General features: G+C 71.2%; 14 protein-coding genes. 7 read left to right on the forward strand and 7 right to left on the reverse strand.

Annotation, left to right across the window (positions count from 1 at the left end; all coding sequences use genetic code 11):
• Nucleotides 1-23: 23 nt before the first annotated feature.
• Nucleotides 24-1,841 (reverse strand): c-type cytochrome, encoded by a 1,818-nt coding sequence (locus WME96_RS14995; protein WP_437290792.1) that lies wholly within the window; start codon nt 1,839-1,841, stop codon nt 24-26.
• A 474-nt stretch (nt 1,842-2,315) separates the two neighbouring features.
• On the opposite strand from WME96_RS14995, the gene WME96_RS15000 reads away from it, so the two are divergent.
• The 3 genes from WME96_RS15000 (at nt 2,316) to WME96_RS15010 (ending at nt 9,739) form a co-directional block, all read left to right on the forward strand.
• Nucleotides 2,316-3,935 carry a TolC family protein gene (locus WME96_RS15000; protein WP_437290793.1) on the forward strand — a complete coding sequence of 540 codons (1,620 nt, stop codon included), beginning with the start codon at nt 2,316-2,318 and terminating at the stop codon, nt 3,933-3,935.
• Between the two features lie 163 nt (nt 3,936-4,098).
• Entirely contained in the window at nt 4,099-6,315 is a 2,217-nt protein-coding gene (locus WME96_RS15005) for a sodium-translocating pyrophosphatase (protein ID WP_437290794.1), read from the forward strand.
• A gap of 94 nt (nt 6,316-6,409) precedes the next feature.
• A complete protein-coding gene (locus WME96_RS15010; protein ID WP_437290795.1) occupies nt 6,410-9,739 on the forward strand; it encodes an SNF2-related protein in 3,330 nt (1,109 codons plus the stop codon).
• A 195-nt stretch (nt 9,740-9,934) separates the two neighbouring features.
• On the opposite strand, the gene WME96_RS15015 is transcribed toward WME96_RS15010, so the two are convergent.
• Genes WME96_RS15015 through WME96_RS15025 form a run of 3 tightly spaced genes read right to left on the reverse strand, consistent with a single transcriptional unit; the run spans nt 9,935 to nt 11,784 of the window.
• Nucleotides 9,935-10,543 (reverse strand): ExbD/TolR family protein, encoded by a 609-nt coding sequence (locus tag WME96_RS15015; protein ID WP_437290796.1) that lies wholly within the window; start codon nt 10,541-10,543, stop codon nt 9,935-9,937.
• Complete coding sequence (locus WME96_RS15020; protein ID WP_061617271.1) at nt 10,540-11,103, reverse strand: ExbD/TolR family protein; 564 nt, start codon at nt 11,101-11,103, stop codon at nt 10,540-10,542. Before WME96_RS15020 ends, WME96_RS15015 begins: the two co-directional genes overlap by 4 nt.
• 3 nt (nt 11,104-11,106) lie before the next feature.
• Nucleotides 11,107-11,784: a MotA/TolQ/ExbB proton channel family protein gene (locus tag WME96_RS15025; protein ID WP_061617270.1), complete on the reverse strand. Its 678-nt coding sequence runs from the start codon at nt 11,782-11,784 to the stop codon at nt 11,107-11,109.
• A gap of 996 nt (nt 11,785-12,780) precedes the next feature.
• Between WME96_RS15025 and WME96_RS15030 the strand changes: the two genes are divergently transcribed.
• From WME96_RS15030 to WME96_RS15045, 4 genes are all read left to right on the forward strand, one after another.
• On the forward strand, nt 12,781-13,401 hold the full coding sequence (locus WME96_RS15030; protein WP_231864858.1) for a MotA/TolQ/ExbB proton channel family protein: 621 nt from the start codon (nt 12,781-12,783) through the stop codon (nt 13,399-13,401).
• Between the two features lie 226 nt (nt 13,402-13,627).
• Nucleotides 13,628-14,197, forward strand: coding sequence for an ExbD/TolR family protein (locus tag WME96_RS15035; protein ID WP_437290797.1), 570 nt, complete (start codon nt 13,628-13,630; stop codon nt 14,195-14,197).
• Between the two features lie 15 nt (nt 14,198-14,212).
• Nucleotides 14,213-14,794 carry an ExbD/TolR family protein gene (locus WME96_RS15040; RefSeq protein WP_061617268.1) on the forward strand — a complete coding sequence of 194 codons (582 nt, stop codon included), beginning with the start codon at nt 14,213-14,215 and terminating at the stop codon, nt 14,792-14,794.
• 191 nt (nt 14,795-14,985) lie between these two features.
• The gene (locus WME96_RS15045; protein WP_437290798.1) at nt 14,986-15,990 is read left to right on the forward strand and encodes a hypothetical protein; all 1,005 of its coding nucleotides are present in this window, start codon (nt 14,986-14,988) and stop codon (nt 15,988-15,990) included.
• 98 nt (nt 15,991-16,088) lie between these two features.
• Here the strand turns inward: WME96_RS15045 and WME96_RS15050 are convergent, their stop codons facing one another.
• Genes WME96_RS15050 through WME96_RS15060 form a run of 3 tightly spaced genes read right to left on the reverse strand, consistent with a single transcriptional unit; the run spans nt 16,089 to nt 19,467 of the window.
• Nucleotides 16,089-17,393, reverse strand: coding sequence for a DUF4147 domain-containing protein (locus WME96_RS15050; RefSeq protein WP_437290799.1), 1,305 nt, complete (start codon nt 17,391-17,393; stop codon nt 16,089-16,091).
• Nucleotides 17,390-18,136 (reverse strand): hypothetical protein, encoded by a 747-nt coding sequence (locus WME96_RS15055; RefSeq protein WP_437290800.1) that lies wholly within the window; start codon nt 18,134-18,136, stop codon nt 17,390-17,392. Before WME96_RS15055 ends, WME96_RS15050 begins: the two co-directional genes overlap by 4 nt.
• Nucleotides 18,136-19,467 (reverse strand): HD domain-containing protein, encoded by a 1,332-nt coding sequence (locus WME96_RS15060; protein WP_061618990.1) that lies wholly within the window; start codon nt 19,465-19,467, stop codon nt 18,136-18,138. The genes WME96_RS15055 and WME96_RS15060 overlap by 1 nt, the downstream gene beginning before the upstream one ends.
• Between the last annotated feature and the right edge of the window lie 399 nt (nt 19,468-19,866).

The raw sequence follows: 19,866 nt of genomic DNA on the forward strand, positions 1-19,866 counted from the left end.
CGGAACGCGGGATCGGAGGAGGGTCAGAGGGTCTCGAGGAAGGCGACCAGATCGTCGAGCTGGGCGTCCGACAGGTGAGACGTCTTGCCATGCATGTCGCCGCCGCCGCAGGCGGCCTTGGTGAACCGGTCCTTCAGCGTCGTCGCGCACCCGTCGTGCATGAACGGCGCGCGCGCGCCGATGCGGACCAGCGACGGCACCTGGAAGGCCTTGCCCGTGCCGACGTCGAACGACTCGTTGCTCGTGAGCTGAGCGCCCGCGTGGCACCTCGCGCAGTCCACGGTCTTGTCGTGGAAGAGGGCCTCGCCGCGCGCCACGGCGTCCTTGTCGGGCGCCGACGACACCGGCGGCGCGGGAAGGCTGTCGATCCACCGGGCGAAGACCTTCACCCGGCGCGGGCCCTGATGCATGCCGCCCATCCGCCGCTCGAACACCTCGCTCATGATGGCCTCGATGCCGGACATGTCGCCGTCCCAGTGGAACGGAGCCGTATTGAGGATGCCGCCGCTCACGAACTGGGTGCGCCGCGGCCCGATCGGGTTGAAGACCCACGTGTGGCCGTCCTCGCCGCCTTCCGGGTGGCACGACGCGCACGCCATCGAACCCGACGCGTTCTTGTGGAACATCTCGTGGCCGGTGTCCCTGCGGCTCTCGCCGGGGAGCGTGATGACGCGGTTCCGGGAGACGCCGTCGAGCGCGAGCACCTGGAGGCTCGCCGGCTCGCGGGTCTGCACGATGACGGCGTCGCCGGCGAACGCGACGGCGGTGGGCTCGCCGTCCACCATCACCCGGTGCTGCGGCTCCATGCAGGTCCCCTGCTCGAAGCCAACTTCCACATTCTGGCTCAGGCTCGCGGGGCTCGTCACGAGGACCTCGTTCCTTCCGGCCGCGACGACCGCGTACGACGCGCCATCCTCGGAGATCGCGAGATCGACCGGGAGGGTCGCGGACGGGAGGGCCGCCGACAGCTTCAACAGGCCGTCCGGGGCCGCAGTCCCGAGCTCCGACACCGTGCTGTGCACGATGCTCCCGTCGCAGCCGCCGGAGCTGTAGCCGCCCTCCACGATCTCGACGGGCGCGATCAGGGCGCGCTGGTGCACCATCGCGACGCCCCCCGTCGGCAGCGGGAGCGTCCGCCAGGCGACGGTCGGCGCGAACACCTGCCCGAACAGGTCGAACTGCGGGAGCGACTCTCGCCCCGCGATGCTGCCGTCCGCCTCGACCGTGAGCAGCTCCGCCGCGCGGAATTTGCTGACCAGGAGCCGATCGCCGTCCACGATGACGTCGCGCAGGTCGCGCTCGAGCTGCAGGCGGCGCGTCGCTGCCCCGGGACCGGCCGGGAGCGTCACGAGCTCGCCGCCGAGGCAGGCGACGTGGAGCTGGTCCGTCTGCGCATCGTAGGCGATCCCCCTCGGGGCAGGGCACGCGTCGCGCCGGTCGACGACCTTGCCGCTCTCCGCGTCGATCGTGACGACCGCGCCTCCGCGGCGCAGCGCGACGTGGAACCGCCCCGCGTCGTCCTCGACGACCCTGCCTGGCTCGTCGCCCTTCTCGAGGACGATCTCCGCGGTCAGCTTCTGCGCCTCGAGGTCGATGATCCACACGCGATCGCGATCCGGATCGGCGGCCACCGCCCGGACAGCGCTCCTGCTCACGGCGAGCGTGCCGCCGCTGATCGCGGGCGGCGGCTCCGCCGCGACCGCGACGCTCCCGGGATCGTCTATCTGCGGCGGCTCGTCTTCCCCGAGATCCCACGGAGCGCAGGCGGCAAACGATGATGCGGTCGCGAGGATGGCGAGCATCGGGGAGAAGCTGCGGCGCGATGCAAGCAGTCTATGCATGAGGGCCTCCGGTCCGCCGCCAAGCAAGATGGCGGCCACTTCATTGGATGTTCTTCCATCCCATGGAGCACCGCAATACGCGTTGCCGCGGAGCACGCGACGGATTGCTGCCGTCCACAGCGCGCGTGCGTGGGTGCGGACAGTGCTCTGAACAGTGCGTCGACCATGCGCTGAGCGGCGCACCGGACCAGACGCTTCTCATGCGCCGGCGCTGATGTCCCGGCTGTCATGGCCCAACGCGGCACGGCATGACGACCGCGCCAGGCCACGGCGCCGAGCGGGGTCACGGACAGCGCCAGCGCGGTCACCGATTCATGCGCGCCAGAGCTGCCGTCGGTTCGAGCGCGCTCGCCGCCGGGTCACGCGCCCGGTCACGCTCGCGGGAAGGCGAGGCGAGCGATCGCCGTGGGGCGGCGCGGGTGATCGCCTGTGACTTGACGGGTGCTTTCGCCGCCCATAAGTGACCGACCGGTCATGAAAAGCACCGCACCCTCGTCTCGACGCAGCATCTCGCTGGCTTCGACGCTCGCCGGGCTGCTCGCCCTCGGGCTCATCGCCCCGCTGGCGGCCGCGCAGCCCGCCGTGCCGCAGCCGGTCGCGCCGCAGCCCGCGCCCGCTGCTCCCGCCCCCGGACAGCCGCAGCCCCCGCCGGCTCCTCTCACCGCGGCCCAGCCGGCGGCGCCGAAGGCCGATCCGCTCGCGACCGCGCTCGCGCCGCAGCCCGGGGGGCTGACGCCGGACGAGGTCGCGAAGGCGGCGCTGCGGACGCGCGCGTCGCTCCGCGCCAAGCAGGCCGAGCTCCGCGCGGCCTCGGCCAGGGTCGACCAGGCGGTGGTCAACTTCTTCCCCCGGGTGACCGCGACGGCGAGCTACACGCGCCTGTCGGAGGTCGAGAGCGCGGGCCTCGGCGGCGGGGCCATCGTTGGAGCGCGGAACCAGGGCCTGATCCAGGTCGGCCCGTGCCCGGGCGGCCTGCCGGGCCAGTGCGTCGTGGACAGCGCCGGTTCGCCGGTCGCGGCAGCGGCGTTTTCCTTTCCGGTCCTCCTCAACAGCTACTCGCTCACGGCGAACCTCGCCGTGCCCATTTCGGATTACGTGCTCCGCATCTCCCAGGGATACGCCGCCGCGTCCCACGCGGAGACCGCGAAGAAGCTCGAGCTCCAGGCGGAGTCCCTTCAGGCCGCGGCCGACGCGAAGATCGCGTTCTTCAACTGGGTTCGCGTGAAGGGGCAGGTCGTCGTCGCAGGTGAGGCGGTGTCTCAGGCCAGGGCCCACGTCGAGGACGCGCGGCGCACCTTCGAGGTGGGGCTGCTCTCGCGGGCCGACGTGCTCCGGCTCGAGGCCCAGGTGGCCAGCGCCGAGCAGGTGCTCCACGAGGCCCAGGCCGCGCTCCTGGTCGCGGACGACCAGATCCGGATCGCCCTCGGCGCGGCGCCGAACCGGCCGCTCAACCTGGGCATCGACGTGATGGGCAGCGCGCCCGCGAAGCCGCCCGCCGAGCCGCTCCCGGCGCTGTTCCAGGAGGCGCTCCAGCGGCGCCTCGAGATCCGCGCCCTCGATGAGACACAGTACTCGCTCGAGAAGGCCGAGGCGGTCACGAGGGCCGGCTACTTCCCGCGCGTGGACGCCTTCGCCGACGTCACCTATGCGAACCCGAACCAGCGCATCTTCCCGACCCAGGAGCGGTTCGATCTGACGTGGGCGGCGGGCGTCCGCGCCTCGTGGGTGCTCAACGACGTCTTCACCACCGCGGCCGCCTCCGCCGAGGCGAACGCCCGCACCACGCAGGTCGCCGAGCAGAAGGCCGCGCTGCGCGACGCGCTCCGGCTCGAGGTGGCGTCCGCCTACGCTGAGCTGGGCAAGACCGTGAGCAGCATCGAGGCCGCCGAGCGCCAGCTCGCGGCGGCGGTGGAGTCGATGCGCGTCCGGTCCGAGCTGTTCCGGGCCGGTCGGGCCACGAGCGTCGACGTCGTCGACGCCGAGACCGAGGTCACGCGCGCACGTCTGCAGCAGCTCAACGCGCGCGTCGGGGCGCTCGTCGCGAAGACCCGGCTGGAGCACGCGGTCGGGCGCGATGCGAACGACGTGAAATGACCGGGCCGAGCGCGTCGTCTTCGCTTGCGCGGCCCTGCTGGCCGGAGTAGGGAAGGCGTGCGCCGCTGCAGCGCGGGTTCCTGCGGCGCTCCCGCGGGCATCGCCCGCACCATCCTCACCGGCCGAGGCAGCGCTTTCACGGTGCGCGCCCGGTCCGCCCGTCATGACGGAGCTTGCGCTCATCCTCAGCGGCGGCCTGATCGGGCTCGCCTTTGCGGCCTACCTCGCTCGCTGGGTCGTCGCGCGCCCCGCGGTCGAGCCGGAGATGCAGCGCGTGGCCGCGCTCATCCAGGGGGTCGCGGAGGCGTATTTTCGCCGCCAGAGCAGCGTGATCGGCGCGGTCTCCGCGATGCTCGGCGGCGCCATCTTTCTCGCGTACGGCCTCCTCCGGCGCGCGGGGGAGAAGAACCCGGTGCCCGCGCTGGAGCTCGGCGTCTGGCTCACGCTCTCGTTCGCTGTCGGGGCAGCCAGCGCGGTCGCGACGGGCCGCATCGCCACCTGGATCGCGCCCCGCACCAGCGTGCGCGCCGCCAGCGGCGCCCGCCGCTCGCTCGATCTCGCCCTGCAGATCGCCCTCCGGGGCGGGGCCGTGTCGGGGCTCTTCGTCGCGAGCATGAGCCTCCTCGGCCTCGGCGGCCTGTTCGCCGCGGTCCTCGCGTTCCGGGGCGGCTTCGGGGCCGAGCCGGCCGAGGCGCTCGCGCTCGCGCCGACGATCCCCTGGGTCATCGCCGGCTACCCGCTCGGCGCCTCGTTCGCCGCGCTCATGGCGCAGCTCGGCGGCGGCACCTTCTCCAAGGCGGCCGACCTCGGCGCGGACCTCGCCGGCGCCGAGGTCGGGCTGGACGAGGACGATCAGCAGAACCCGGCCACGATCGTCGATCTGGCGGGCGACATGGTCGGCGACTGCGCCGGGCGCGCGGCCGGCGTCTTCGCCTCGACCGTCACCGAGAACGCGGGCGCCATGGTGGTCGGCGCGATGCTCTTCCGCAACAACGCCGGGCTCCCGAGCGCCCTCGCCGTCGTGCTCTTTCCGCTGGTTAGCCGCGCGTTCGGCCTCATCGCGACGCTCTTCGGCGTGATGGTCGTCAAGACCGACGACCGGGAGGACGCGTTCAACGCCCTCGTCCGCGGGCTCTACGTCACGGCGATCCTTCACGCCGTCGGGATCGCCGGGGCCGCCAAGTGGCTGCTCGGCGCCCACTGGGTCGTCTTCTTCGCGTGCGGCGTCATCGGCATCGTCGCCGGCATCGGCGTGCTGCACGTCACGCAGTACTACACCGAGCAGCGGCATCGCCCGGTCCGCGAGCTCGCCGAGGCCGCCCGCAGCGGCTCCGCGATGGCCGTGCTCCGTGGGCTCGCCATCGGCCTCGAGAGCTCGGTCCTCCCGCTCCTGGTCGTCGTCGGCGCGACCTTCGGCTCGTACCTGCTCGGCGCCCGCTCCGGCCTCGCCGGGGGAGGCCTGTTCGGCACCGCGGTCGCCACGATGGGGATGCTGGGCACCGCCGGGTATGTCCTCGCCATGGACGCGTTCGGCCCCATCGTGGACAACGCGGGCGGCATCGTCGCGCTGACGGTGGCCCGCGACCGACCGGACGTGCGAGGCCGCACCCTCGTGCTGGACGCCGTCGGCAACACGACCAAGGCGATCACGAAGGCGTACACGGCCGGGGTGGCGGCGCTCGCCTCGCTGCTGCTCGTCGCCGGCTACCTCGACGAGTCCCGGCGGCGCGCGCTGACGTTGAGCGCGCCGAGCAGCGGCGAGACGGCCTCCATGGTCGTGCGCCTCGACCGGCCCGAGGTCTACCTCGGCGCGCTGGTCGGGATCCTCCTGGTCTTCTGGCTGGCCGGGCGCTGCATCCGCAACGTGCTCCAGGCCGGCCGCCGCGTCCTCGACGAGGTGAGGCGCCAGGCCCGGGCCCGCCCGCCGGGCTTCGTCGGCGACCACGAGCCCTGCGTCGAGATGGTCTCGCGGGCGGCGCTACGCCACATGATCGCGCCAGCCCTGGTGTCGGCGGCGGTGCCGGTCGTCGTGGGACTTGCCTTGCGCTTTGCAAGGACGGAAGATAATCCTCTGGTCGCGGCAGATTCAGTCGCGGCCCTGATCATGGCCGGGACGGTCGCAGGTGTCCTCGGGTCGCTCTTCTTGGGGAATACCGGGGCGATCTGGGACAATGCGAGGCAGTACATCGCGACCGGCGCGCACGGCGGGCGCTACCTTGTCGACGAGACCGGGGCGCGGGCGGACAACCCCACCTACGGCGCCGCCGTCGTTGGCGACACGATCGGCGATCCCCTCAAGGATGTGGCCGGTCCTGCGATCCACGTGCTCATCAAGATGCTTCCCGCCGTGACCATCGTGTTCTTGCCGTTCTTCATCTGATGCCGGTTCTTCATCCAGCGGGATCCGCCAGAGGTCCCGTCCACCCGACCCATCCCGGCGAATTGCCGCCGCACCTGTATCCCGAGCCCACGACGTGCCGCCTCCGATCTCCGACGCACTCTCCACCCTCAGCGATCGTGGCCTGCGAAGGCTCCTTGGCGCCCGCACCTTTCTCCGCGGGCTGGAGTACTTCCGTCGCCGCGTCGTGGAGGACATCTCCATCAACGAGACGATGGCGAGCGGCACCGTCCGCGCCGCCGACTCCGAGCCGTACCCCGTCAAGGTGGAGCTCTCGCCCGATGGCATCCAGTCCCAGTGCTCCTGCCCGGCATTCCAGAAGGCCGGACAGCATTGCAAGCACGTCGCGGCGCTGCTCATCAGCATCCGAGACCAGGCTCGCGGCGCGCAGCCCCGACGCGAGCCGCCGATCCCGGCGCTCGTCCCTCAGACCGCCCATGCTGGCGGTGACGCCCTGAAGCGCGTGCGCCGTCGTGACCGCCGCGGGCGGCTGGCGATCACGCCGCCGGTTCCTGTCCCCACCGTCGTCGGCACCCACGGGCCGCCGGGCTCCGCCGTCGCCCTCACGGCCCCCGTGCTCGACGCCACCGCCAAGCAGACCGGCATCGGCGCCTGGCTCCCGCCCGAGGGCGTCACCGGAGCCCGGCGCGTGGAGTTCCGACTTCACGTGCGGCAAGGAGCGCTGACCGTCACCGTCCTCGACGCCGAGGCGCGCGTCCCGGTGCTGCCCTCCGCGGCGCTCGCCTGGCAGGCGCTCTATCCGACGCCCGATCGCGACGCTCTCCGGCTGCTCGCCCGCTTCGAGAGCGGCAACCCGCGTCACCCCGCCGTCGATATCCGCGGCGAGGACGTGGCCGAGCTGCTCCCGCTGCTGGAAGGCCAGCGCGTGCTCCTCGAGCCGGCGCTCATGCAGCTCCGCTTCGGCGAGGATAGCCTGCGGCCGCGCTTCGATCTCGAGACCGTCGGCGGCGACACGATCATCGTCAAGGCGAGCTTCGAGCGGGGGAACGACAAGCGCCGCTTCTCCCTGCTGCAGGGCGGGTGGTTCGAGGGCTGGCCGGGCTGGCACATCGACACGCAGGAGGGGCTCGCGCGCCGCATCGACAAGCGCGTCTCGCCCGCGGCGATGCGCCGCCTGCTGCGCTCGCCGACCATCGGCGAGCCGATGGGCGAGCTGCCCCGCATCATCATGCAGGGGCTGCCCAAGATCGCGCTCGAGGTCGGCGCGGAGCTGCCCGACCTGAACCAGATCGCCGAGGTCGTCGACCTCGTGCCCACGTTCCGTATGCGCGCCGGCGGCTCACTGATCGAGGCGCGCGTCACGCTGTTCGCCGCGTACGGCGACGCGGAGGTCGCCGTGCGCGCCGACGGCATCTCGCCCCCGGTGCTCGTGCAGCCGCCCGAGGAGGGGATGAAGCGCGCCCGCTGTATCCGCGTGGACATCGCCGCGCAGCAGGAGGCGGCGGGCAAGCTGCTCGGCCTCGGGCTCAGGCCGGACGAGACCGGCCAGGGCTTCATCGCGAACGGCGACCACGCGCTCACCTTCTGGACCGAGGGTCTCGCCGAGCTCCCCGACGACTGGGACCTCTTCGTCCCCGAGGATCTCGTCGACACGCAGGTGCGCAGCAAGCCCATCGGCGTGTTTGCCAAGGTCACCTCGGGGATGGACTGGCTGAACGTCAAGCTCAGCTTCGAGAGCGAGGGCGTCGGCGTCGATCGTGACGAGCTGCGCCGCTGCCTCGCCGAGGGCAAGCGCTACGTCCGCCTCGAGGACGGGTCGTTCGCCGCGTTCGACCCCGACGCGGTGCGCGCGATGCTCGATCGCGAGGTCGAGCTGATGATGACCGCCGGCAAGAGCGGCCGGCTGCCGCTGGCGCAGGCCGGGCGGGTGCACGAGCTGCTCCAGCACGCGAGCTCGTCGAGCGTGACCGCCTCCGCGCGCGAGCTCTTTCACAAGCTCAGCAACATCGACGAGATCGGCAGCACCAAGCGGCCCCGGAACCTGAAGGCGACGCTGCGGCCCTACCAGGAGGCCGGCCTGTCGTGGCTCAAGTTCATCCACGACATCGGCTCGGGCGGCGTGCTCGCCGACGACATGGGCCTCGGCAAGACGGTCCAGACGATCGCGCTCCTGCTCGCCGTCAAGCAGGAGGAGAAGCACCTGCGCGCGCTGATCGTCGCGCCGACGAGCGTCGTGACGAACTGGGAGCGCGAGCTCGCCCGGTTCGCGCCGTCGCTCTCGGTCGCGCTGTGGCACGGCGCCGATCGCAAGGACCAGATCGACGAGGTGAAGGCCGCCGAGGTGGTCATCACGAGCTATGCGCTGCTCCGCCGCGACGAGGACTTCCTCGCGCAGCTCGATCTGAGCTACGCGATCCTCGACGAGGCGCAGCACATCAAGAACCCGATGAGCGCCACGGCGGCCGCGGCCAAGCGGCTCCGCGCGAAGCGCCGGCTCGCGCTCACGGGCACGCCCATCGAGAACCGGCTGTCGGAGATCTGGTCGATCTTCGACTTCGTCTCGCCGGGCCTGCTCGGCTCGCTCGACAAGTTCGAGGCGCGCTTCTCACGGCCGATCGAGGCGGGCGACTACAAGACCGCGCAGCGGCTCCGCGCCGTGATCCACCCGTTCATCCTGCGGCGCACGAAGCAGGAGGTCGCCAAGGATCTGCCGGAGAAGATCGAGATGGATCAGATCTGCGATCTCACCGGCGAGCAGCGGGCGCTCTACATGCAGGTCGCGCGCGAGGTGCGGGCGCAGGTCCTCGGCGAGGTGGAGCGCGTCGGGCTCGCGAAGAGCCAGCTCCAGATCCTCGCCGGCCTCACGCGCCTCCGGCAGGCGGCCTGCGATCCGCGGCTGCTCGGCTTGCCGCGCGAGTTCGGCGACGACGACTCCGGCAAGCTCGTCGCGGTGCGCGAGCTCATCTCGAACGCCGTCGAGGGCGGGCACAAGGTCCTCGTCTTCAGCCAGTTCGTGATGATGCTGAAGCTCATCGAGCGGGCGATGAAGGAGGATGGCGTCGCCTACGAGTACCTCGACGGCTCCACGAAGGACCGGGCGGAGCGCGTCGAGCGCTTCCAGAGCGATCCGAGCGTGCCGGTCTTCCTCATCAGCCTCAAGGCGGGCGGCACCGGCCTGAACCTCACCGCGGCCGACACGGTGATCCACTTCGATCCGTGGTGGAACCCCGCGGTCGAGCAGCAGGCCACCGACCGCGCCCACCGCATCGGGCAGACCAAGGTGGTGACCGCGTACCGCCTCATCGCCGCGGGCACGATCGAGGAGAAGATCTTGCTGCTCAAGGACAAGAAGCGTCAGCTCGTCGCCTCCGTCCTCAGCGAGGACGCCGGCGGCGCCAAGAAGCTCACCAAGGCCGATCTCGAAGAGCTGTTCGCGGTGGACTGATCGCCCCGGCGGCACGGCGCGCGGCGAGCGCGCCGGTCGCGGGGGCCTGTCGGGGCATGTAGCGCGGCGGAGCGCATCGGGGGAGCGCGCCCGTTGGGGGGGCGCCTCTCGACCGAGCGACGGCGCGCCGAACGTGGGGTGGGGTGAGGTGCGCGGCCACGGCAGGTGGCCGCCTGGAGCGAGGCAGGGGAGCGGCTACTGCTTGCTGCCGCTCAGCACCATCAGGTGGTACTTGCCGAACTCGCTCTGTCCGAGGGTGAACAGGACCTCGATCAGCAGGCGGTACGGCGTGGTGGCGTCGGCCACGATGATCGCCTCGGACGACGAAGGATCGAGCCCCTTCGCGGCGCGGATCGCCTTGTCCGTCTCGCGCGCATGGGACAGGGCATTCGCGAGCGGCACGATGTAGAGATCGTTGGGCCCGCTGCGCTTGTACTTCGCGTCGACCCCGGACTGGGCGAGCTGCTCGCGGTTGGGGAGCACGACGATCGGGGTCGGATCCTCGCCCACGAGGATCTGCGACTTCGAGACGATGACGACCACGCCCTCCTGCGAGGGCTCGGCCTGCATCACCGACTTCGGCAGGGTGAGGTCCTTGGACTGCGGGATGGATGCCGCGGACGATCCCACGCTCTTCAGCAAGAAGACGAGGATGATCGTCATCAGGTCGAGCATCGCGGTGATGTTCAGGAAGTCGATCTCGGGCTCACGCCGGTTCCGGCGGATCGCCTTCCGGAGGGCCGCCTTGTAGCGGACGATGCTCGCCTTGGGCTGCGGCGGAGGGGGCTGCTCGGCGGCGCTCATCGGGCCACCCCGAAGTGGACCTCCGGGAACAGCTCCTCCCCGGCGTCGCTCCTCAGCGCGTCCATCACGTCGATGATGGTCTTGTAGTCGATGCCCGGGTTCGCCGTGATCGTCACCTGCGTCTCCTCTTTGAACTCGGGGCGGGCGTTCTTGAGGCGCTTCGCGCACGCCGTGAGGGCGGGAAAGTCATAGCTCTCGTTCGTCTTCGGCACCGTGACCCCGCTGCCCACGTCCTGGCAGCCGGTCGCGATGTTGCCGCTCGACGTCTTCAGCGAGATCCCCTGGCTGGTGATGAACGCGGAGAGGTTCAACGCCTTGCTCGAGAGCTCGCTGCGCACCTTGCCCCCGCCGATGGACGGCGGCGTCGTGTCGATCGACGACACGAATGTCACCGAGACGCTGGCGAGCACGAAGATGAGGATGTTCGTGATGATGTCGAGGTAAGGAACGACGTTGAGCTCGCCGGCCTCCTCCCCGGCTTCGGGCTCCTTGGGCTGCGAGAGGCGCCGGATCTTCGATCGCTGCGCCGAGCTGAGCGGGACGTCTTGCGGGTCCGCCATGGGCTAGTAGCCAGGCTTGCTGCTGATCGTGAGCAGGTTGAAGACGCGCTCCGTGGTCGCCTCAAGATCGTGCTGGATGTTCTTGGAGCGGGTGTGGAGCAGGACGTGCGCGATCATGCACACGACGGCGATCGCGAGGCCGAACGCCGTGTTGTACATGGCCTCCGCGATGCCGTTCGAGAGCATCCGCTGCTTGTCGGCCTGGGAGAGGCCCTGGGCGGCGATGGAGGCGAACGTGTTGATCAGGCCCGAGACCGTCCCGATGAGGCCGATCAGCGTCGCGATGTTCGCGAGCGACCAGAGGGCGCCGATGCGCTTTTCCACGGCGGGCTTGAGCTCCGACAGCTTCTCGCTGAGGGCGGCGTCGATCTCGTCGGCGCCCTTGTTCGCGTGGGTGAGGCCCGCCTTCACGAGCTGCAGGATGGGGTAATCGCTCGCGTCGCAGAGCTTGATGGCGCGGTCGATGTTGCCGGCGGCCACCAGCTTCTTGACCTGCGCGAAGAACTCCTTCGAGTTCACGCGGTAGCGCCCGAGCTGGAACGCGGTTCGCTCGATGATGATCGTCACCACGACCGCCGAGACGACCAGGTTCGCGATCAGGAAGGTCGGATTGTGCTTGATGGCCTCCCACATCCCACCTTCGCCACCACCCTCGGCCGCCAACATCAGCAGATGACGCATCCTCGAAGTCCCTTTCTCAGCGTCGTCAGAAGCCCGACAATCTCTAGGCGCGGCGACTATAACTGCCGCCCGATCCCGTGCGCAAGCTCGGCGATGCGGCTGCGACCGGCGGCAAGTTGCCGGGATCGGCGCAGATCCGCGGCAGAACCCGCGTGCGACGCGGCGATCTGGCGCCCGACGCGACGAGGCGGCGCCGGCCGTCCCGGGGCACCCGGGTACGGAACGCCCTGAATCACTTCGGCCGCTACCGGCCGGTCGGCCGCCGCGCCGTGCCATCCCCGGGGCCGCTCGCCTGCCGAGTCGGAGCGCGCCCTCGCTGGGTGATGCTGCTCGCACTGCCGCAGTGCGCTGTCATCTCGGCCGACGTCACGCCGGCGCCGCCTCTCCTGGAAGCCGCGGGCTCCGCCGTGGGTCCGCCCGCTTCGCTCGCGTCGGAGCACCGCATAACCCTGCGATTGTTGTAAAGTTTTGCCCGCATCAGAGCGCTCAGATGTGGCCAAATCTCTCTTGACGGCGCCGGGTCTCAATCGCGAAGATGCGCGAGTCCCCCGGGCGCATCGGCGTCGCTTGGCCACCAGAGGGCGGCACGCTCCAGGGTGAACGGGGGGAGCCGCGCCCAGAGCCATCACGGCCCCTGGCGTGACGACGTGAAGTCAGTCTTGGACGACAGGTGAGAGAGCTGGGACGGCGCCGGGCGCCGCGACCAGGAGGGACGATCAGGACTCTTGCAGAGGTCAGCGCCGCTCGGCTAGCGTCCCGTGGGCATCTCGCCAGAGAGCGACAGGAGCACGCCGTCCACGGCCAGCGCCGCCAAGCGAAATAGGCCTCTCATCCGTTGTTTACGTGTGAGCGAAAGACTGCCGCCCCTCGGCAACACGAGTCTGACAAAGGGAACCGATCGAGTTGCGCGATACCTCATCCCGGGGACGCGAGGCGAACTGGAGGACAGAAGCAATGCACGGAGCGTATGAAGCTTTCAAAGAGGGTGGGTGGGGTATGTGGCCCATCCTGTTCTGGTCGATCCTCACGATCGGCATCATTGTCGAGCGCGCCCTCTACCTGTTCGGCTCGTCGATCAACAAGGACGTCTTCCTCGCCACCATGCAGAAGTGCATCCTGGCGGGTGATGTCGCCAAGGCTGTGAAGATGTGTTCGGCGGCGAACGCCCCGCTCGCCCGCATCGTCCAGGCCGGCCTCGTCAAGGTGAACCGCCCCGACGAGGAGGTCCAGGCGGCGATGGACGAGGCCGCGCTTCGCGAGCTGCCGAAGATCTCGGCGCGCACCTCGTACCTCGCGCTGCTCGCGAACCTCGCGATGCTCTCCGGCCTGCTCGGGACGGTGACGGGTCTCATCAAGTCCTTCGGCTCTGTCGCCGGCGAGTCGGTCGACCCGAGCCAGAAGGCGCGCGTGCTCGCCCTCGGGATCTCGGAGGCCATGAACTGCACCGCCTTCGGCCTCGGCGTGGCCATCATCGGCCTCATCGGCTTCGCCGTGCTGAACGGCAAGACGCAGCACATCGAGGACGACATCAACGAGGCATCGGTGCAGATCCTCAACCTCGTCGTCGCGAACCGCCAGAAGGTGAATGTCGCAGCCGTCGGTCAGGCGGCAGCCTGATGGTCCTCGGCGGGCCCGGGATGTCGAGCGCCCCTCGCGTGCGCTTGCGCCTGGGCCCGCTTTCGCGCCTCGAAGCCCCGGACGGCGGATCGCGCCGCCGGGGCACCGGGAACTTCGGAAGAGCGACGAAGTCAGACCCAGCATGGTGGCCCTCCGCGAGCAGCGGGCAGGGCGTTCCCCGGAACAACTTGGATAGGTGAGCTCAGGCTCACGTTGGGAAGGCATTATGGGCGGCGTAGACGTCGGCGACGGTGGCGGCAAGAAGCGGTCGACGAACAGCGACATCAACATGATCCCGTTCATCGACCTGCTGATGGTCACGATTGCATTCCTGTTGATCACGGCGGTCTGGGTCACCAACTCGCGCATGAACGCGGACGCCCAGGTCCCTGGCCCTCCGGATCCGAACAAGGAGCTCACCCCGCAGACGCCGGAGAAGGTGCTGAACCTGCACATCGGCGAGAGCGAGTTCGGGCTGGTGTGGAAGCAGGGCGCGACGGTGGTCAACGAGGTCAAGGTCCCCAAGGCGCAGGTCGAGATCGGCGATGCATCCTCGAAGATCGTCCGCTACCCCGAGCTGGCGAAGCGGATCGAGGAGGAGTGGAAGACGCACGGCGGCCACCGGGACCCGAGCGACAAGAAGCTCGACCAGGCCATCCTCCACACCGACAACCGCACCCCCTTCAAGGAGATCGTCGCGGTGCTCGACGCGCTCTACGCGCCGAAGCGCGAGATGAGGCTGCCCGACGGGAACAAGCAGGTCCCCGTGTTCAACATGACGTTCTCGGTCCGGTGAGGCAGGAGCGCGCACATGGATAGGTTCAATCCGAAGCATCACAAGAACCCGCACGCCCACGTCATCCACCAGCCGGGCCGACGGCTGATGAAGGGCGTCCCGCTCCGGTTCGTGTGGAACAAGGTGTCGGGTCACGGAGCTCGCAGCCCGAACGCTGGGCTCAACCTCGTGAGCTTCATCGACTTCCTCGTCGTGACCGTGATCTTCCTCCTGATGTCCTTCTCGGCGTCGGGCGAGATCGCCGTCGACAAGAACGTCAAGCTCCCGAAGGCGGAGAACGTCGAAGACGTCATCGACGCGCCGATGGTCGCGGTGAACGGCAACCAGATCCTCGTCGACGGCGCCCTGGCCGGGTCGACCCGCGCGATCGAGGAGCTCGGGCGCCTCCAGAAGATCGACGAGCTCTTCAACCTGCTCAAGAACAAGCGCGAGCTGTGGAAGCAGGTGCAGCCGAACAAGCCGTTCCCGGGCGTCTGCATCCTCCAGGTCGACCAGAACGTGCCCGCGCTGGTCGTCAAGAGCGTCTTCCAGACCGCGGCGTTCGCCGGTTACCCGAACGTCAGCTTCATGGTCAGCAAGCTGCCGAAGTCGAATTGATCCCCGCTTCTTGACCTATCGAGCAGAGAAGGACGGGGCGCGCCGGACGATGCCTGGCGGCCCCGGTGTCACCATCGAACGTGGTGGCTCCAGCGGCGCGCTCGGCGCGGCCTTCCCTCTACGCGGCTCGTGTGGAGGAGGCTGTCCCGCCCGCGCGACTGGACTGGGACCACGTGCGCGGAGCCTCTCCTATGTCCTCTGAACAGCCGCCCCGCGAACGCGGCTTGCCCTCGGTCTACAAGGCACGGGAGGCGCGCACCAAGATGCGCTGGCCCCCGGCGAAGTTCTGGGGTTACACGGCGCTCGTCCTCGCGGTCTCGGCGATCCTCCACTGGAAGTGGTCCCAGGGGCAGATCGAGAGCGCGCGCCAGAAGCTGATGGCGCGCCAGCGCGCCGTCGCCGTGGAGCTCGGCCCGCGCTGGTTCCCGATGCGCGAGCGCGTGGAGGCCTGGACGCTCGATCTGGCGCGGAGCGCCGGCGCCGAGCTCGTGGACCAGGAGGCGCTCAAGTCATGGAATTTCCGTGAGCTTGCGGGTATTTACCTGCGGCTCCGGGTGGACGAGGCGACCGGCGTCGACGCCGTCCGGAAGAACGCGCAGCAGTCGCTCCGCGACGCGTTCACCGCGTGCCTCCTGCGGGTGCCGAACCCGAACCCGCTGGCGGGCGCCGAGTGCAAGCGCACGCGGGACTGCCCTGCGGGCGAGTACTGCAACGAGGCGGAGCGCTGCTCCCGGCCGGCGCAGCCGTTCAACCTGCGCGTCGCGTACCGGACGATGCACGTCCTCTCGGACGAGTGGGTGCGCGACGCGCAGGACGCCTCGAGCGAGCTCCGCCTGCGGCTCCTGGAGTCGAGCTTCGAGGACACGATGCGGGACGACGTGCCGCTCGCGGCGGAGCTCCTCACGCGGGCGCAGTACTACCTCCTCGTGCTCGACGAGCCCGCCGACGGCGCCACGACCACCGAGGCGCTGCTCGCGGTGCCGCACATGGCGCGGGTCGGCGTCTGGCGGCTGTCGGACGGCAAGCCGATCCTGCGCGTGCGCAGGGAAGCGAGCGGCAACCTCATCGGCGGGACGCCGTCGGTCGAGGGGGGCGTGCTCGAGGCGCGGCAGCGGCAAGCGAATAGCTGCGCCCTGGCGCTCGCGGTGCGCGAGGCGATGGGCGACACCACCGCCGCCGTCGCCGAGCCGCAGTGAGGCCGCGCGAGGGCGCGGGGTGATCGGCGCGCGCGCCTGTCCACAACAGGCGCGCGGGCGTGACCCGCGCCTGTCGTGGACAGGCGCGCTCCACGAGATCAGCGCACGGACGCGGCGCGGGTGAAATCCCGCGCGACGATGTGCACATCTGTGAGGTTGTGACCGGTCGGCCCGATCTCGAGCTGCGTGCCGAGGGCGCGGTGAGCGGCGGCGTCGTCGAAGCGCGCGAGCGCAGCCTCGATCGCGCGGTCGTCCATCGCGGCCGCTGCCGCGCGGGCGACGACCGCGCCCGCTGCGCCGGAGCTGCCGTCTGCGCCGTCGGTGGCCGCGCAGAGGAGCACGACGTCCGGCGGCAAGTCGCGCAGGGCGGCGAGCGCGATCCAGCCCGCGCGGCCGCCGGCGCCGCGCTCGGCCGGCAGCGCGAGCGTCGGCTCGCACGGGATCACGGCCGCTTCGCCAGGGGCGAGCGCGCGCGCGAGCGCGAGGCGACGCTGCACGATCGCGCGCGCGTCGCCGTCCTCTGCCGCGGCGGCGACGGCGCGGAGCCCTGTCCGGGCGACGAGGTCGGACGCCACGCGCGCGGCGAGCTCCTCCGGATCCGCGAGCATGCGCGTCTCCACGAGCGGCGCGTCCGCTGGCTTCAGCGACTCGCTGAGCGCGGGCGCGAGCCGCGAGAGCTGCGGAGCCCAGCGGCCGAGCGCGGCGCGCGCCTCCTCCACGCGCGTCGGGTCCGGGACCGTGGGCCCAGAGCTGATGTCGTGCGGGAGCCCGCCCACGACGTCGCTCATGAGCAGCGTCAGCACGCGCGCCGGGGCCGCTGCCGCCGCGAGCCGCCCGCCCTTGATTCGCGAGAGGTGGCGACGGACGAGGTTGACCTCCTGGATCGGGGCGCCTCCTTCGAGGAGCGCCGCCACGAGGGTCTGCTTGTCGGCGAGCGACACGCCCGGCGGCGGCGCGGCGAGCAGCGCGGAGGCGCCGCCGGAGATGAGGGCGAGCAGCAGATCGTCGGGCCCGAGCGCGGCCGCGATCGCGAGCGCCGCCGCGGCCGCATCCATGCTGCGGCCGTCGGGGATCGGGTGCGCCGCGCGCATCACGCGCAGCGGGCGCAGCGCGGCCTCGTCGGGATCGCTCGCCGCGGCGTGCGGCTCGCGCGCGGAGAGCGCGGGTGCCGCGACGGTGACGGCGAGCCCTCCGGCGATCCTGTCTGCCCAGCGACTCCGGAGCGCGCCCTGAGCCATGCCCAGCGCCGCCTTGCCCGCCGCGATCACGATCACGCGGCCGCTCGGCGCGGCCGCCTCGGCGTCGAGCGCGCGCTCGACGAGCCCTGCCGGATCGAGCGCCGCGAGCCCGGCGCGGAGCGCGTCCACGAGCGCCGCGCGAAGCCCGTCGAGCGCCGCGCTCACGGGCTCCTCACCCCCGCGAAGCCGCCGCTCGCCGCCACCTCGACGGGGGCGCGGCCCCGGGCATAGGAGCGATCGCCGGCGTCGACGAGGTGCACCCCGAGGACGTGGTGCCAGCTCAGCGTCACCGACAGGAGGGCCCGCTGCGCGTCGCGCGCGCTCCCGTCGCCGGTGAGCTCCGGCCCCCGCCAGCGGAGCGCGCCGCGCAGGCCGAGGAACGGGCCCGTGGCGTCTCCCAGGAGCGGCACGTCGAGCGACAGCGAGAGCTCCAGCCCGGGCTCAGGGGCGAGGCCGGCGCCCGGCGGCGCCTCCCAGAACGAGCCCACGCCGAGCGCGACGGAATCGAGGAAGAGGTCGAGCCAGGGCGGGCCGCGCTCGAGATCGCTCGCGTACCGGGCGAGGAACAGCGGCTGGAGGAAGACGCCGCCCGCGATCGAGCGCGCGACGGGCGTCCCCTCGGCGCCGAGCGCGTCGACATAGTGCGCGTAGAGCCCGGCGGTCTCCAGGTAGACCGCGGCGCCGCGCGCGCAGAGCGCCGGGCCGCCCTCCGCGAACGAGGCGCCGGCGCCCACGCGCAGATCGAGATCGCCGTCGAGGCGGCCGTAGGCGCCGTCGTTCTCGGCGCGCGCCGTGGAGGCTCCGGCGAGCGCCGCGAGCGCCGCGGCGCCGGCGAGCGCCGTGGCGCTGGCGCGGCGTCGGCGCGCGGCCTCGAACGACCCCCGGGCTGCTTTCTTCGAGGTTGTCATCAGCGGATCAGCGCCTCCCGCACCGCGTCCCGCAGCTCGGGCGCGAAGAGGATCCGGGTGCGCGTCATGGTCTCGTTGCGCAGCCGGTCCAGCAAGAAGGACACCTCGGCGGGGCGCCGCGGGCGTCCTCTCGGGTAAACGACGAGGAGCGACTCGTCCTCGGCGTAGGGCGTGTCCTCGGCGACGTCGACGCCGACGTACACATCCGGGTCGAGCCCCGCGGCCTGCGCGATCCCGCGCACCGTCTCCAGCGCCTCTCCGCGCCGCGCGTCGCGCTCGGCGGGCCCTTCGCCGGGCTCGGGGAACAGCTCGAGCGCCTTGAAGAGCGAGCGTACGCGCAGGCGGCGGGCAAGATCGGAGAGCACGGGATCGGGCGCCGCCTCCCATGCGTGGATGGCCCCGAGCAGGACCTGATCGTCGAGCTCGATGTACTCCCCGAACGTCGGCATCTCGCCGGACGCCATCGCGGCGACGGCGGCGGGCACCTCGGGGATCCGGTCTCCCTCGGCGAGGCGGGCGACGACGCGGCGGAGGATGGCGCCGATCATCCACTCCGCGCTCCGCGTCGTCTTGTGGAAGTAGACCTGCTGGAACATGAAGTAGCGCGCGAGCAGGAACGACTCGATCGCGCTCATCCCCTTGGTCCCGTCGATGGCGAGCGACGGAGCAGGCGGGGCGGACGCGGCGCCGCCGCCGGGCATCTCCACCTGGACGTCGCTGAACCGGAGGCTGCGCAGCAGCCACGGCAGGTCGTACTCGCCATAGCGGACGCCGGTCGCGTGCGCGTCGCGCAGCAGGTAGTCGCAGCGGTCGACGTCGAAGGTCCCGCTCACGGCCTTGGCGAGGTAGGGCAGCTCGTGTCGACCGCCGATGAGGTCGGCGACTCGCTGCGGCAGGTAGGGGTCCTGGCGTACGAGCACCTGGTGCACGTCCGAGGACGGGTCGAGCAGGATGCGCTCGGTCCATCGTTCATGGTGGAGCGCGCCCGGCATCGCTTCCTCGAAGAGGTGCGAGAGCGGGCCGTGGCCGAGATCGTGCAGGAACGCTGCGGCGATCGCGTCGCGCGCGCGGTCGCTGGTGACCCTTTGCCAGAACGGAAGGTCACGATCGATCTGACGGAGCCTCGCGATGAGGAGGCGCATCACATGGGCGGCGCCGAGCGCGTGCGCGAAGCGGGTGTGCTCGGCGCCCGGGAAGGCGAGCGACGTCAGCCCCAGCTGACGGATGCGCCGCAGCCGCTGCACCTCGCGGGCGCCGAGCAGCCGCGGAACGATGGCCGCCTCGCCGCTCTCGAATTCGATGAGGCCGTGGACCGGGTCGCGCAGGATCACAATGGGTCTCCACGCGACCCCATGGGCGCAGGGGGCGCCGGGTCACTCAGGAGTTGCCTGATGGTGTCGAACCGCGCGCGTGCGCGCCGGGTGGAGGGTTGGTCGCTTCGGGCGTGCGGTCTCGAGCTTCGGGCGTGCGGCGTGGAGCACGGCATGATGCGCCTCGACAGGGGCGGGAAATCAGGGAGGTGTGCGACGTTCCCACGCGAGCGCACGGGAAGGCAAGGGCGCCTGTCGCGAAGCGCCCTCATGAGCGGTCTGGCGACCTGGTCGTCGCCTCCCGCAAGGACGCCGAGCGCGCGGCGCCGAGCCGCCCCGATCGAGGCGCGCGACAGCCGCCCCGCAGCGGAAAGGGGCCCGGAGCGCCGGGGCGGGATCCTGCGGATGGACGTCGCGTGA

The sequence above is a fragment of the Sorangium sp. So ce406 genome (genome assembly GCF_051474675.1).
GTDB lineage: Bacteria > Myxococcota_A > Polyangia > Polyangiales > Polyangiaceae > Sorangium > Sorangium cellulosum_G.

Coding starts and splice junctions, on each gene's coding strand:
- WME96_RS14995 (WP_437290792.1), bottom strand. CDS start 1,841: ATGCATAGACTGCTTGCATCGCGCCGCAGCTTCTCCCCGATGCTCGCC.
- WME96_RS15000 (WP_437290793.1), top strand. CDS start 2,316: ATGAAAAGCACCGCACCCTCGTCTCGACGCAGCATCTCGCTGGCTTCG.
- WME96_RS15005 (WP_437290794.1), top strand. CDS start 4,099: ATGACGGAGCTTGCGCTCATCCTCAGCGGCGGCCTGATCGGGCTCGCC.
- WME96_RS15015 (WP_437290796.1), bottom strand. CDS start 10,543: ATGAGCGCCGCCGAGCAGCCCCCTCCGCCGCAGCCCAAGGCGAGCATC.
- WME96_RS15020 (WP_061617271.1), bottom strand. CDS start 11,103: ATGGCGGACCCGCAAGACGTCCCGCTCAGCTCGGCGCAGCGATCGAAG.
- WME96_RS15025 (WP_061617270.1), bottom strand. CDS start 11,784: ATGCGTCATCTGCTGATGTTGGCGGCCGAGGGTGGTGGCGAAGGTGGG.
- WME96_RS15030 (WP_231864858.1), top strand. CDS start 12,781: ATGTGGCCCATCCTGTTCTGGTCGATCCTCACGATCGGCATCATTGTC.
- WME96_RS15035 (WP_437290797.1), top strand. CDS start 13,628: ATGGGCGGCGTAGACGTCGGCGACGGTGGCGGCAAGAAGCGGTCGACG.
- WME96_RS15040 (WP_061617268.1), top strand. CDS start 14,213: ATGGATAGGTTCAATCCGAAGCATCACAAGAACCCGCACGCCCACGTC.
- WME96_RS15045 (WP_437290798.1), top strand. CDS start 14,986: ATGTCCTCTGAACAGCCGCCCCGCGAACGCGGCTTGCCCTCGGTCTAC.
- WME96_RS15055 (WP_437290800.1), bottom strand. CDS start 18,136: ATGACAACCTCGAAGAAAGCAGCCCGGGGGTCGTTCGAGGCCGCGCGC.